The following is a 12,995-nucleotide window of genomic DNA, read 5'->3' on the forward strand; positions in this document are numbered from 1 at the left end:
ATGAGTGAGAAACCGACCCTGAACATCGTCCTTGTGGAACCCCGCATCCCTCAGAACACCGGCAACGTGGCCCGCACCTGCGCGTGCACGGCCTGTCGGCTGCATCTGGTGGGCCCCATGGGCTTTGCCATCGACGACAAAAAGCTCAAGCACGCCGGGCTGGATTACTGGCACTACCTTGACATCAGCTATTACGACGGGCTGGAGGATTTCTTCGCCAAGAACGAAGGCCCGTTCTATTACTTCACCACCAAAGCGCCCCGGCGCTACACCGACGTCGCTTACCCGGACGGGGCCTACCTCGTCTTCGGGCGGGAGGACGCCGGGCTGCCGGAAGCGCTGCTGGCCGCCCATCAGGATCACTGCATCCGGATGCCCATGCGGGACACCTGCCGCAGCCTGAACCTGTCCAACAGCGTCGCCGTGGGCGTGTACGAGGTCCTGCGCCAGTGGGATTTCCCGGAGCTGCTGGACCACGGCCACTTACGAGATTATGAATGGAAATGAGGGACATTATGAGCAAGATCGCCATCCTGACCGATTCCTCCTGCGACATCCCGCAGGAGATGGCCGAGAAATACAACATCGACATTATGAGCTTCCACATCCTGCTGGACGATGTGGACTATGTGGAGCGGGAGAGCTGCTCCAACGAAGAGTTTTACGCCAAGATGCGCGCGGCCAAGGGCGTCCCCTCCACCGCCGCCATCACGCCCATCCAGTTCTGCGAAAAATACTGCCAATACGTTGACGAGGGCTACACGGACGTCATCCATGTGCCCATCAACCGTTCCGGCTCCTCCACCTACAACAACGCCGTCATGGCGCAGGGGATGCTGCGGGAGGAGCGCCCGGAGCACCACCTGAAGATCCACCTGATCGACTCCCACACCTATTCTATGCCCTTCGGCTGGTATCTGTGCGAGATGGCCCGTAAGCTGCAGAACGGCGCGGAGATCAGCCACGTCATCCACGAGTTTGAGAGCCAGATGAACAAGATGGAGATCGTCCTCGGACCTTACAGCCTCAGGCAGATGAAGAAGAGCGGCCGCATCTCCGCCGCCGCTGCCGTCATGGGCGAGCTGATGGGCATCCGCCCCATCATCACCCTGATCGACGGCAAGACCAAGGTGGAAGCCAAGGTCCGCGGCGATGACAAGGTCGTGCCCGCCATGGTGGAGCTGGCCAAGAAGCGGAGCGAAGGCGTGGAGGATTTCGACTATATGATCGGCCACACCAACATCCCGCAGGCCGCCGACCTCGAAAAGGCTTGCCGCAAAGCCTTCGGCAAGCCGCCGCTCATCACCTTTGAACTGGGCGGCGTCGTTTCCGCCAACACCGGCCCCGACACCGTCGCCATGGTCTACGTCGGCCACAGCCGCGATTAAGCGTTTTGGAATGCCCGCTGCGATCTTCCCGGTCACAGCGGGCATTTTTGCATTTTCCGTTGCAATCCGTCCAAATTTATGCTATACTCCCTTTTGCTGTGCAACGGCGCAGCGACCCTAAAGAGCAACTTAGGATTTTAGGCTCCCCCGTGCGGACTCGAAACCGCGCCGGGCTAAACCCACAGGAGCTGGCGGTTCCTGTGCGGTCAAAATCAAACCGCTGGAGTATTATCATGAATCAGAACCTTTCCGTCCGCAAACTGGCCCGCTGCGCAGTCGTCGCAGCCATCTATGTGGTGCTGTGCATGGCGCTGCAGCCCTTCTCCTACGGTGCCGTTCAGGTGCGCGTAGCCGAGGCGCTCTGCTTGCTGCCCATCTTCGGCCCGGAGTACATCGCCGGCGTCGTGCTGGGCTGCTTCCTTGCCAACCTCTTGGGTTCCACCATCGTGGATGTCATCTTCGGCACGCTGGCCACCCTGCTGGCCTGTGTGGTCACCTACAAGCTGCGGAATGTCCGCTTCAAGGGGCTGGCACTGGCCGCTTCCCTGCCGCCGGTCCTCTTCAACGCCGTCATCATCGGCATTGAGATCGCCGTCCTCTTCCCCGATCCGTCTTCCTCCGCGCCGCTGTGGCTGGCCTGCATCACCAACGGCATCTCCGTCGGCATCGGCGAGCTCATCAGCTGCACGGTTCTGGGTGTGCTGCTGGTCAAGATCATCGAGTCCAACGCCTCCCTGCGCAAAGTCTTTGTGGCTGCCTGATCCACTCTAGGTTTCACCGGAGCGCCTGATCGAGCAGCCGCCCCGCAATGTATTGTTCAAAGGCCTCTGTTGTTGCTCGGCCTTTTCCCAAAGACAGCAAAAAGCTCTGACCAGTCCCATCCGGATCGGTCAGAGCTTCTTTTGTTTTATCGGTTACTTGTGCTCTTCCAGCCACCGCAGGGCAAAATAGCTGTACGCCGCGCTGCCCGCGAAGAGGATGCTGTCGTCAAACTTGACCTTGGGGTGGTGCTGGCCGTAGGTGTAACCCTCCTTGGCGTTGCCCGCCGCAATAAACATGCTGACGGTAGGCACCTCGTGGCTGACGAAGGCGAAGTCCTCGCTGCCGCCGCCGGGTTTGCCGCCGGTGAGCTTGCTCATGTCCAGCACACCTTGGCCCATCAACTCGGTCATATAGGTCATGGCGTTCTCGGCGAGGGCGTCGTCCACCACCATGCAGGGGCAGAAGTCGCTGAAGCTGACCTCGGCGGTGCAGCGGTAGGCTGCCGCCACGCCCTGCGCGATCTCGGCCATCCGCTTGTGGATCAGCTCACCCACCTTGTTTTCAGGGTCGATGGTGCGGATGGTGCCCCACATCTCCGCCGTATCGGGGATGACGTTGGACGCCGCACCGGCCTGAAACCGCCCGGTGGTAAAGACTCCGAAGCTGTGGGGGTCCATCTCGCGGCTGTTGATCTCCTGCAGAGCGATGTGGATGTGTGCCGCCGCCGTGATGGGGTCGATGCACGCTTCCGGCATAGAGCCGTGGCCGCCCTTGCCGTGGACAACGATGTGATACTGCTCGCAGCTGGCCATGGTGATGCCGCCGTGGGGCACCAGCACCATGCCGGAGGGCAGGGGCATCCCCGCGATCACATGGAACATGACCGCCGCATCGACCTTCGGGTTTTTCAACAGGCCGTTGGCCAGCATATCCGGCGAGCCTTGGAAGATCTCCTCCGCGGGCTGGAATTCCAGCTTGACGGTGCCTTCCAGCTCGTCCTCATGCTCCTTGAGGAGCTTGGCCGCGCCCAGCATCATGGCCGTGTGCATATCGTGGCCGCAGCCGTGCATCTTGCCGGGCACCTCGGAAGCGAAGTCCACACCGGACTCCTCCTGAATGGGCAGGGCGTCCATATCGCCCCGCAGCAGGATGGTCTTGCCGGGGCGCTTGCCGCCCGCCAGCGCGATGATACCGGCCTTGCCGCAGTCCTGCGGAGTATAGCCCATCTCGGTCAGCGCCTGTTTCACCAGCGCGCGGGTCTTGGGCAGGTCGAAGCCCACCTCCGGGTGCCGGTGCAGCGTCCGCCGCCACTGCTGCAGCTGAGGCTCCAGCACCTTTGCCTCTGCCATCCAATCCTTCGAGGTCATCATTCCAAATCAGCTCCCTTTTTTCTTTATCTGGCATGAACAGCCTGTTGAATGGACCGCTCCACAAAGCTGTTCAAGCTCATATTGTGTGCCGCCGCAAAAACGACTGCCTGCTTATGCAGTTCTGGCGAAATGCGGACATTGAAGCTGCCCTTGTAAGCCCGCTCCGGTTCCTGATGCGTTTCTGCGCACAGAGCCAAGTAATCCTCTACCGCCCCGTGGAAATCGCTGACCAGCTCTGCCGCCGTCGCGCCCTCGTAGGAGATCAGCGCCCGGATTCCCATCACCTTGCCGTAAAACAAGCCGTCTTCTTCCGAGAACTCTACGCTGCCCACATAGCCTTTGTATTCCATCGTGTTATTCATAGAAGTCCCTCCTGCTCCAAAATTTGGATCAGCTGCTTCACCTGATATTCCAGCAGCTCTTTTCTGGGGTGAGGCTTGTGCATCATGATCGGCGGGTGCTTTTCTGATACGAACATGATGCGCGAGCCGCTGGTGCGGCCTTTGTTGGAGCGTTCATATTCGAAATACCGCAAAAGGCTTTCTGCGTCGTCAAACGTAAAGGTCTTTGGCTTCGCCCGCAGACGCTCGATCAGCTTTTCCTTCTGCCCCATCGGTTCCTCCTAACCATAGTATACCACGATTGGAAAAGATTGCAACTAAAATTAGTTGCAATCTTTTCTGTTCAAGCGTTTACTGCTCCCCGCCGTTGGCCCCATCGGGGTGGTACTGGGCGCAGGTGCACTTTTTCCATTTGAGGCCGCTGCCGCAGGGGCAGGGGTCGTTGCGGCCGATCTTGATGACGCGGACGGGCTGGCCCTTGGGGGCACCCTTGGCGCCGGGCGCACCATTGCCGGGCACAAAGCCCTCGCCGGTGGGTTTGGCCACCTGCTCCCGCTTGGGGGCAGCGCCCGCGCCGCGCACCTCGATGGTCAGCAGCATCTTGATGCTGGATTCCCGGATGGAATCGACCATCTGGTCGAACATGTCGAAGCCCTCGATGCGGTACTCCACAACGGGGTCCTTCTGGCCGTAGCCCCGCAGCGCGATGCCCTGCCGCAGCTGGTCCATGTTGTCGATGTGGTCCATCCACTGCCGGTCCACGCACTTGAGCAGACAGATGCGCTCCAGCTCACGCATGAGCGGGGCACCGTAGCGCTGCTCCTTGTCGTTCAGGATGTCCATGCCGCGGTCATACAGCAGGTCGGCGATGCTCTGCACCGAGATGCTGTCGTAATCGGCGACGGTATAGCGGAAGTCCTCCTCGGTGGTCAGCCAGCCCTGATAATGGCGGCGGAGGGCACCGAAGTCCCACTCGTCCTTGACATCGCCCGCGAGGAACTGCTTGCAGCTGGAGTCGATGTTCTCCCGCAGCATGTTGTGCATCTCGTTGCTGATGTCCTCGCCGTCCAGCACCTTGCGGCGCTGGCCGTAGATGATCTCGCGCTGCTGGTTCATAACATCGTCGTACTTCAGCACGTTCTTGCGGATCTCGAAGTTGCGGCCTTCCAGCTTCTTCTGGGCGCTTTCAAGGGTGCTGGTGATCATCCGGTTCTCGATGGGGGTGTCCTCGTCCAGCTTGAGGGTGTCCATCAGGCTGGAAACGCGGTCGCCGCCGAACAGGCGCATCAGGTCGTCTTCGAGGCTCAGGTAGAAGCGGGAGGCACCGGGGTCGCCCTGACGGCCCGCACGGCCGCGCAGCTGGTTGTCGATGCGGCGGCTCTCGTGCCGCTCGGTGCCGATGATGAACAGGCCGCCCGCCTTGCGCACCTCGTCGGCCTCGGCCTCGATGGCGGGCTTGTACTGGGCGTACAGCTCATCGAACCGCTTGCGGGCCGCAAGGATGTTCTCGTCCGTGGTGTCGCCGTGGCCGTTGGCCTCGGTCAGCAGCAGTTCCACCGCATTCGGGTCGGCGTCTTCGGGCTTTTCGGGGTCCAGCAGGTTCTCGCAGAAGTGCTCTTTCCGCATCTGGGCCTTGGCCATGAACTCGGCGTTGCCGCCCAGCATGATATCGGTACCACGGCCCGCCATGTTGGTGGCGATGGTGATGGCGCCCTTCTTGCCGGCCTGTGCCACGATCTCGGCCTCGCGCTCGTGGTTCTTCGCGTTCAGCACGTTGAAGTCGCGGGTGTAGCGCTGGAGCATCTTGGCCAGCGTCTCGCTCTTTTCGACGCTGACGGTACCCACCAGCACCGGCTGGCCGTTCTTGTGGCACTCCATCACCTGCTCGATGACGGCTTTGTACTTGCCGTTCACGGTCTTGTAGACAGCATCCGGGTAATCCTTGCGGATGTTCGGGCGGTTGGTGGGCACGGTGACGATGTTCAGGCCGTAAATTTCGGTGAACTCGGTGGCCTCGGTCTTGGCCGTACCGGTCATACCGGCCAGCTTCTTGTACATGCGGAAGTAGTTCTGGAAGGTGATGGTGGCCAGCGTCTTGCTCTCGGCAGCGATCTTCACGCCTTCCTTCGCCTCGATGGCCTGATGCAGACCCTCGTTGTAGCGGCGGCCGATCATCAGACGGCCCGTAAACTCATCCACGATGATGACTTCGCCGTTCTTCACCACATAGTCGATGTCCTTCTTCATGACGCCATAAGCCTTGATGGCCTGATCGATGTGGTGGGCCAGCGTCATATTCTCGGCGGCGGCAAGGTTCTCGATCTTGAAATATTCCTCCGCCTTCTTGATGCCCTTCGCCGTCAGGGTGCAGCTCTTGTGCTTTTCGTCCACGACGTAATCGCCGTCGGTCTGCTCGTCGGTCTCCACCTTGTCTTCCAGCTCCACCACCACGCTCTTGCGCAGGGTGCGGACGAAGCGGTCCACCTGCGTGTACAGGCTGGAGGAATCCTCGCCGCGGCCGGAGATGATCAGCGGGGTGCGGGCCTCATCGATCAGGATGGAGTCCACCTCATCGACGATGGCGTAGACATGGCCGCGCTGCACCATGTTGTCCTTGTAGGTCACCATGTTGTCGCGCAGGTAGTCGAAGCCGAACTCGTTGTTGGTGCCGTAGGTGATGTCGGCGTTGTAGGCGCGGCGGCGGCTGTCGCCGTCGATGCCCTGCACGATCAGGCCGACACTCAGGCCCAGCCAGCGGTAGAGTTTGCCCATCCACTCGCTGTCGCGCTTGGCCAGATAATCGTTGACGGTGACGATGTGGACGCCTTCGCCGGTCAGGGCGTTCAGGTAGGCGGGCAGGGTCGCCACCAGCGTTTTGCCTTCACCGGTCTGCATCTCGGCGATGTCGCCGCGGTGCAGCGCGATGCCGCCGGTGATCTGCACCGGGAAGTGCTTCATGCCCAGCACACGCCAAGCGGCCTCACGGCAGACGGCGAACGCATCGGGCAGGATATCGTCCAGCGTCTCACCCTTGGCCAGCCGCTCTTTCAGCGCCGGAGTCTGGGCCTGTAAGTCGGCGTCGGACATTGCCTGATATTGGGGTTCCAGTGCCAGCACCTTTTTGGTGAGCGGGTTGATCTTTTTCAGCTCGCGGTCCGAAAAGGTGCCGAAGATTTTTTCAGCAAAGGACATTCTTACACCTCATCTATTTGGAAATCTGGGCGGCATCCCGCCCGATAGAGTAATCATACAGTTATATGATACACCAAAGCACAAAACCCGTCAAACCCGTTGGGCAGATTTTACGCTGTTTTCCGATGAACTTTCTGTAAAATCCTGTACAAAAGGCACCTTTGCCGCAGCAAAGGTGCCTTTCCGTTACAAGAAACTCGCGCCCGCGTGCGGCACGCCGTCCGCCCAGAGCGAATGCAGCCGCTGGGGCAGGGCGTAGAAATTGCCGCCTGTGTACACCCACGCCCCGGCTGCTGCCAGCGCCGCCAGAGCGGCCAGCACCAGCAAAACAACCAGCACCCGCCGGGCGCGGCGGGGCTTTTTTGGGGCAGGGGCAGCTTCGGGCTGGGCCGTTTTTTCGGCTTTCCGGGCGGGCAGAAAGCCCGTGCCCTCCGCTTGGGGCAGCCCGCACGCGGCGCGGCGGATCATATCCAGCAGCCAGAGGGCGGGCTTGTCCGTCCGCTGCACCGTCCGCAGCCAGCAGCCTTTTTTGCTGCTGAGGATGAGCACGCAGTCCTGCTCCCGCTCGGCACAGCCCGCCGCAAGGTCGGCCCCCACTACCCGCCGGGCTGCCTGTGCCCGCATCAGCGCAAGGCGGACGGGGTCCGTGGTGCCTTTCGGAAGGCGGGCACGGGCCCGCTTTTCGATCTGGGCCCCGGCCTTGGGGTGGGCGTAGCTCAGCGCCCCGAAGTCAAAGACCTTTTCCGCACCGGGGACCGTTTCCAGCCGGGCTTCCAGCAGCGTCCCCGCCGCCGCATCCGAGCAGATGAGCAGCCGGTCGTGGCCTTCCAGCGCCGCGACGACGGCTTCGGCCAGCGTGGTCTCCCCCGCCCCGTACAGGTCGGCGGAGAAGGTTTCCCGCAGTGCGCCCACGGCTTTTTTCAGCCCCGCCGCGCTCTGCGCCGAGAGGGCCACCAGCGTTTCGGCCCCCCGGCTCTTCCACTGGGCGGCAGCATTCCACTGGGGCGGGAACTGCCCCACGGCAGCCCCCACGGCGGCGTCCGGCGCACCGAACAGCCGCAGCACACATCCGGCCTTTGCTTCGTTCAATTTCGTTCACCCCTGCGTTTTATTTGTTCAAAAATGCCTTGTCCAGCGCATCCAGCGCGGCCGCGTCGTGCTGCCGGGCAGCGGCAAGGGGCTTTGTGCCGTCAGGGAGCTTTCCCTGCGCCAGACGCAGCGCCAGTTCCAGTGCGGTCTGTGCGGCGCGTCCGCGGACCCACGCACGGTCCGGGCGGGAGACGAACAGCTTTTTGACGTAGGCCGTCCCGCCCCGCGCAGCACCGACGTAGACGGTGCCCACCGGGCGGAGCTCGTCGCCGCCGGTAGGCCCGGCCAAGCCGGTCACGCTGACGGCGATATCCGCTCCGGCGGCCTCTGCGGCCCCCAGCGCCATCTGCGCCGCCACCGGGGCCGACACCACGTTGTACCGCGCGATGACCTCCGGCTCCACGCCCACCAGCTTCGCCTTCGCCTGTTCCCAATAGGTCACAAAGCCATAGCCGAACACCTCGCTGGAGCCGGACACCGACGTGATGCGCTCTGCGATCAGGCCGCCGGTGCAGCTCTCCGCCGTGGCGATGGTGAGACCCTTTTCCTTCAGGGTGCGCACCAGCGTTTCTTCCAGCCCGGCTACATCCTCATCATACACCGCATCGCCCAGCAGATCGTAGAACTTTTTGGCATATGCGCGGCACATTTTTTCGCCGTCCTCGTCGGTGGCGGCACGGGCCGTGATGCGGATCTCGCACTCGCCGGTCTTGCAGTAGATGGCGGCGGTAGGGTTCGCATTCTCCAAAAGATCCCGCACCTTGTATTCCAAGTTGCTTTCGCCCCCCAGCACCCGCAGGGTGATGGAGTGCAGGGTGCAGTTCTGGCGTTCCAGCAGCATGGGCCGGATGCTCTCGGTCCACATGGCCTTCATCTCGGAGGGGACGCCCGGCATCAGGACGGCGCAGCGGCCATCCTGCTCGAACCACGCGCCGGGGGCGGTGCCGTGGTGGTTGACGATCTTTTTCCCGTGCACCGGCACCATGGCCTGTTTGCGGTTGTTGGGGGTAGTCTCCCGGCCGGAGCGGGCAAAGTATTCCTGAATGCCCGCCCACTCGGCTTCGTCCAGCTCCAGCGTATCGCCGAAGCATGCGGCCACCGTCTCTTTGGTCAGGTCGTCCGCCGTGGGGCCCAAGCCGCCGGTAAACACCAGCAGGTCACACCGCGCCTTCGCCTCGTTGACGAACTCCGCCAAGCGGCCGTGGTTGTCGCCGATGGTGCTCTCCCGCTGGACCGTGATGCCCAGCGCCGCCAGCTCCCGGCTCAGGTACTGGGCGTTGGTGTTCAGGATGTTGCCGAGCAGCAGCTCGGTGCCCACACTGATGATCTCCGCCGTCATGTTCTTCACCCCTCAAACTCGATCTCGTCGGTGATCCGGATGCGGATGCGCTCGGTCTCCTCGGCGGCCTTGGCTTCCAGCTCGGTCAGACCGGGCATGGCCGCCTCGGCTTCGAGGATCTCGTCCAGCTCCGGGCGGATCTTCGGGTGCGGCGGGGTGAAGATGGTGCAGCAGTCCTCGTAGGGCAGGATGCTCGTCTCAAAGGTGCCGATGTGGCGGGACGTCTCGATGATCTCGGTCTTGTCCATGCCGATGAGCGGGCGGAGGATGGGCAGATCCTGCGCCGCATCGGTGCACTGGATGGCCTTCACGGTCTGGCTGGCCACCTGTGCCAGACTCTCGCCGGTGATGAGGGCCTCGCTGCCCTGCTTTTGGGCGATGAGGTTGGCAATGCGCATCATGCTGCGGCGCATCAGCACCGTGAACAGCACATCGGGGGCGTTGTCCCGGATGTACTCCTGCGGCTTGGTGTAGGGCACCACAAAGAGGTTCGTGCTGCCGGTGTAGGGGGTGATCTTCTGGGCCAAAGCCTTAACTTTCAGTTTTGCGCGTTCCGAAGTATACGGAGGGGAGGCAAAATGGATGTGATCCAGCGCCAGACCGCGCTTGGCCATCCGGTAGGCGGCCACCGGGCTGTCGATGCCGCCGGAGAGCATGTTCAGCGCACGGCCGGAGGTGCCTACCGGCAGACCGCCCTCGCCGGGTATTTTCGGGCCGTGAATATACGCGCCGTAATCGCGGATCTCCACGATGACCTTGAACTGGGGGTTGCGCACATCGACTTTCAGGTAGTTGTGCTTGCCCAGCAGGTAGGCACCCAGCTCCCGCATCAGTTCGGGGCTGGTCATGGGGTAGGTCTTGTCGGAGCGGCGGGCCTCCACCTTGAAGGTCTTGATGCCGTGGAGGCTGTCGCCGAGGTAATCTTCCGCCGTCTGGCAGATGGTGTCGAAGTCCTTTTCGCAGACCACGGCACGGCTCAGCGCAGCCAGACCAAAGACGGTGCGCACCCGGTCAAAGGCAAGGTCCATGTCGATGTCCTCTTCCTCCGGCTCCATGTAAAAGGTGGACTGGGTGCAGTAGACCTTGAACTTGCCCACGGTCTTGAGCCGGTAGCGCAGGATCTTCATCATCGCCGACTCGAACTGGTTGCGGTTGAGGCCCTTGAGCGACATCTCGCCCTGATAGCCCATAATAATTTCACGCATAGTTATCTCCTGATCTTCTGTAAATTCTTCATGCCGTCCTCAAAGCGGTTGAGGAACGCATCCACGTCTTCGGGGGTGTTGTCGGCGCAGAACGACACCCGGATGGCCGTGTCAATGGCCAGCGGGTCCCGGCCCATGGCCGCAAGGGTGTGGCTGGGCTGGCCCCGCCCACAGGCGCTGGCCGAGGAAACATAGATCTGCTGCTCGGCCAGATAGGCCAGCATCGTTTCGCTCTTGATGCAGTTTTCGCTGAAGTTCAGCACCTCCGGCACCGCGCTGTCCGGGCTGTTGATGACCACATCGGGGAAAGCGTTCAGCCCCTCCCGCAGCCGGGCGTTCAGGGCGCGGACGGCGGCATCCCGGCTCTTCATGTTCTTGGAAAGGCGGCTCACCGCCGCTGCCAGACCCACCGCATAGGGCAGATTCTCGGTGCCGGGGCGCTTCTCGCGCTCCTGTTCGCCGCCGAGGTAGGGCGGCTGGAACGCCTGTGCCAGACTGTCGCTCAGATAGAGAGCGCCCACACCCTTGGGCGCATGGATCTTGTGGCCGCTGACCGCCAGCGTGTCGATGTTCGCCAACTTGATGGGCACCCGCATCCACGCCTGTACCGCGTCCACATGGACGATGGTGCGGTTGTTTTTGCGTTTCACCTCGGCGGCCAGCCGCTCCACGTCGTTCCGGGTGCCGATCTCGTTGTTGACCATCATGCACGCCACGAGGATGGTGTTCTTGTCCACGGCATCCAGCATTTTGTTGATGTCCAGCGTGCCGTCCGGGTTCGGGGCCACCACCGTGACGTCATATCCCATGGCCGCCAACCGCTCCAGCGGCTTCTGGACGCTGGGGTGTTCGAAACCGGACACCACGATGCCCCTGCCGAACTTCCGGGTCAGGGCCGCGCCCAGCAGGGCCATGTTGTTGCCCTCGCTGCCGCAGGAGGTGAAGTACAGTTCCCGCGACTTGCAGCCGAGGCTCCGGGCCACCACGGCGCGGGCCGCGTTCAGCGCCTCTTCGCTGCGGGCACCGGGGGCGTAGAGGGAGGACGGGTTCGCCCAGTGTTCCTGCATGGCCTTGTAGATGGCATCCGCCACCTCCGGGGCCACCATGGTGGTGGCGGCGTTGTCCAGATAATGCAATTCCGAATTTTGCAGCATAAAATTTGATTCCTGCCTTTTTCCGTTCCAGCCGAAGGCGGCTTTTTACCCGCATCCGACGTTTTTTCATAGTAAACCAGAATAAGTATAGCACAAACAGCCCCATAACGCAAAGTGTTTGCGCCGCCGCTTGCACCGGGGCGTGTCCTGCTGTATAATGAAGAAAAACGTTCCAGAAAGCAGGGTGTCTTATGGCCGATTATCAGGAATACCGCCGCCGCATTCTCCGCAAGCGTTGGCGCAGGATGTTTGCCGTGGCAGGGCTGTTGTTCCTGCTGGTGCTGCTCAGCGCCGTGGGGGTGCTGTGGAAGCGGCTCCACCGGGAGCAGTCCCCCGCCGTGGTGCAGGGGCCGACCATCTTCCAGCAGGAATTGCAGGGCAGCGAGTGGAACACCATCAGCTACACGCCCGCCCGGCGGCTGAGCGTCCAGACCACAGAAAACGGCACGACCGCCATGGATTTCCGCCTCGCCGCGCTGGACGAGAGCCCCGCCGTGGACCGCAGCTATTTTTCCCAAGCCTGTTTCCTTGGCGACAGCCTGACGCAGGGCATGGAGATGTACAGCACCGGCCTGCCGGAGGCCTCCTACTGCGCCTATAAGGGCATCGGCCCCAGCGCCGTGGTCAACAGCACCACCTGCACCCGCCGGGACGGCACCAAGGAGGTGCCCATGGAGGCGCTGGCCGCCCAGCAGCCGAAGGTGCTCTACATCCTGCTGGGTACCAACGTCCTCAACCGGGACGACGATTATTCCAACTTCCTCACCTATTACCGCCTCATGCTGGATATGGTCACCCAGACGCTGCCCAACACCCAGATCTACGTTCAGTCCATCACGCCCGTCCGGCCCGACGTCCGCGCCACCCACCCCGGCCTGTACAAGGAGCGGCTGTGCGAGATCAACAACGAGCTGGCCGCCATCGCGCTGGAAAAGAACTGCGCCTTCCTCAATCTGTGGGAAGTCCTCGCCGACGAAAACGGCGACCTGAAAGCCGAGTACGCCCAGAAGGACGGCTACCACGTCAAGCCCGAAGGCTACACCGTCTGGGTCGATTACCTCCGCACCCATACCGTCACCACGACCACCGCCGCGGCGGCGTAAACTTACAGCAAAAAAATCCTCCCGGTCGTCTGATCGGGAGGATTTTTTGTTA

Annotated in this window: 12 protein-coding genes and 1 riboswitch; of the genes, 4 read left to right on the forward strand and 8 right to left on the reverse strand. The window is 62.2% G+C overall.

Going from position 1 to position 12,995, the window contains the following annotated elements:
- From C4N23_RS07335 to C4N23_RS07345, 3 genes are all read left to right on the forward strand, one after another.
- Positions 1-507 (forward strand): tRNA (cytidine(34)-2'-O)-methyltransferase, encoded by a 507-nt coding sequence (locus tag C4N23_RS07335; RefSeq protein WP_055190522.1) that lies wholly within the window; start codon positions 1-3, stop codon positions 505-507.
- Entirely contained in the window at positions 498-1,388 is an 891-nt protein-coding gene (locus tag C4N23_RS07340) for a DegV family protein (protein ID WP_112145149.1), read from the forward strand. The genes C4N23_RS07335 and C4N23_RS07340 overlap by 10 nt, the downstream gene beginning before the upstream one ends.
- Positions 1,389-1,510: 122 nt before the next feature.
- Positions 1,511-1,614, forward strand: a riboswitch (PreQ1-III riboswitch).
- 7 nt (positions 1,615-1,621) lie between these two features.
- Positions 1,622-2,149, forward strand: coding sequence for a QueT transporter family protein (locus C4N23_RS07345; RefSeq protein ID WP_055190526.1), 528 nt, complete (start codon positions 1,622-1,624; stop codon positions 2,147-2,149).
- Positions 2,150-2,302: 153 nt separating this feature from the next.
- Here C4N23_RS07345 and C4N23_RS07350 read toward each other — a convergent pair whose 3' ends face one another.
- From C4N23_RS07350 to C4N23_RS07385, 8 genes are all read right to left on the reverse strand, one after another.
- Complete coding sequence (locus tag C4N23_RS07350) at positions 2,303-3,517, reverse strand: M20 metallopeptidase family protein (protein ID WP_112145262.1); 1,215 nt, start codon at positions 3,515-3,517, stop codon at positions 2,303-2,305.
- Positions 3,518-3,543: 26 nt separating this feature from the next.
- A complete protein-coding gene (locus C4N23_RS07355; RefSeq protein ID WP_055190528.1) occupies positions 3,544-3,882 on the reverse strand; it encodes a type II toxin-antitoxin system HicB family antitoxin in 339 nt (112 codons plus the stop codon).
- Positions 3,879-4,133: a type II toxin-antitoxin system HicA family toxin gene (locus tag C4N23_RS07360; RefSeq protein ID WP_055190530.1), complete on the reverse strand. Its 255-nt coding sequence runs from the start codon at positions 4,131-4,133 to the stop codon at positions 3,879-3,881. Before C4N23_RS07360 ends, C4N23_RS07355 begins: the two co-directional genes overlap by 4 nt.
- Positions 4,134-4,212: 79 nt before the next feature.
- Positions 4,213-7,053, reverse strand: a complete 2,841-nt coding sequence (secA, locus tag C4N23_RS07365) for a preprotein translocase subunit SecA (protein ID WP_112145151.1) — start codon at positions 7,051-7,053, stop codon at positions 4,213-4,215.
- Between the two features lie 186 nt (positions 7,054-7,239).
- Positions 7,240-8,142: a competence/damage-inducible protein A gene (locus C4N23_RS07370; protein WP_112145153.1), complete on the reverse strand. Its 903-nt coding sequence runs from the start codon at positions 8,140-8,142 to the stop codon at positions 7,240-7,242.
- A gap of 19 nt (positions 8,143-8,161) precedes the next feature.
- The gene (locus C4N23_RS07375; protein WP_112145155.1) at positions 8,162-9,481 is read right to left on the reverse strand and encodes a competence/damage-inducible protein A; all 1,320 of its coding nucleotides are present in this window, start codon (positions 9,479-9,481) and stop codon (positions 8,162-8,164) included.
- A 5-nt stretch (positions 9,482-9,486) separates the two neighbouring features.
- Complete coding sequence (gene thiI, locus C4N23_RS07380) at positions 9,487-10,686, reverse strand: tRNA uracil 4-sulfurtransferase ThiI (RefSeq protein WP_112145157.1); 1,200 nt, start codon at positions 10,684-10,686, stop codon at positions 9,487-9,489.
- Positions 10,687-10,688: 2 nt separating this feature from the next.
- Entirely contained in the window at positions 10,689-11,840 is a 1,152-nt protein-coding gene (locus C4N23_RS07385; RefSeq protein ID WP_112145159.1) for a cysteine desulfurase family protein, read from the reverse strand.
- A gap of 191 nt (positions 11,841-12,031) precedes the next feature.
- On the opposite strand from C4N23_RS07385, the gene C4N23_RS07390 reads away from it, so the two are divergent.
- Positions 12,032-12,943 carry a GDSL-type esterase/lipase family protein gene (locus C4N23_RS07390; RefSeq protein ID WP_097838538.1) on the forward strand — a complete coding sequence of 304 codons (912 nt, stop codon included), beginning with the start codon at positions 12,032-12,034 and terminating at the stop codon, positions 12,941-12,943.
- Positions 12,944-12,995: the final 52 nt, after the last annotated feature.

It is taken from the genome of Faecalibacterium hattorii (assembly GCF_003287455.1).
Classification (GTDB): Bacteria; Bacillota; Clostridia; order Oscillospirales; family Ruminococcaceae; genus Faecalibacterium; species Faecalibacterium hattorii.

Excerpts from the sequence above, each read along its gene's own strand:
- C4N23_RS07335 (WP_055190522.1), top strand. The coding sequence starts at position 1 with ATGAGTGAGAAACCGACCCTGAACATCGTCCTTGTGGAACCCCGCATC.
- C4N23_RS07340 (WP_112145149.1), top strand. The coding sequence starts at position 498 with ATGGAAATGAGGGACATTATGAGCAAGATCGCCATCCTGACCGATTCC.
- C4N23_RS07345 (WP_055190526.1), top strand. The coding sequence starts at position 1,622 with ATGAATCAGAACCTTTCCGTCCGCAAACTGGCCCGCTGCGCAGTCGTC.
- C4N23_RS07350 (WP_112145262.1), bottom strand. The coding sequence starts at position 3,517 with ATGACCTCGAAGGATTGGATGGCAGAGGCAAAGGTGCTGGAGCCTCAG.
- C4N23_RS07355 (WP_055190528.1), bottom strand. The coding sequence starts at position 3,882 with ATGAATAACACGATGGAATACAAAGGCTATGTGGGCAGCGTAGAGTTC.
- C4N23_RS07360 (WP_055190530.1), bottom strand. The coding sequence starts at position 4,133 with ATGGGGCAGAAGGAAAAGCTGATCGAGCGTCTGCGGGCGAAGCCAAAG.
- secA (WP_112145151.1), bottom strand. The coding sequence starts at position 7,053 with ATGTCCTTTGCTGAAAAAATCTTCGGCACCTTTTCGGACCGCGAGCTG.
- C4N23_RS07375 (WP_112145155.1), bottom strand. The coding sequence starts at position 9,481 with ATGACGGCGGAGATCATCAGTGTGGGCACCGAGCTGCTGCTCGGCAAC.
- thiI (WP_112145157.1), bottom strand. The coding sequence starts at position 10,686 with ATGCGTGAAATTATTATGGGCTATCAGGGCGAGATGTCGCTCAAGGGC.
- C4N23_RS07385 (WP_112145159.1), bottom strand. The coding sequence starts at position 11,840 with ATGCTGCAAAATTCGGAATTGCATTATCTGGACAACGCCGCCACCACC.
- C4N23_RS07390 (WP_097838538.1), top strand. The coding sequence starts at position 12,032 with ATGGCCGATTATCAGGAATACCGCCGCCGCATTCTCCGCAAGCGTTGG.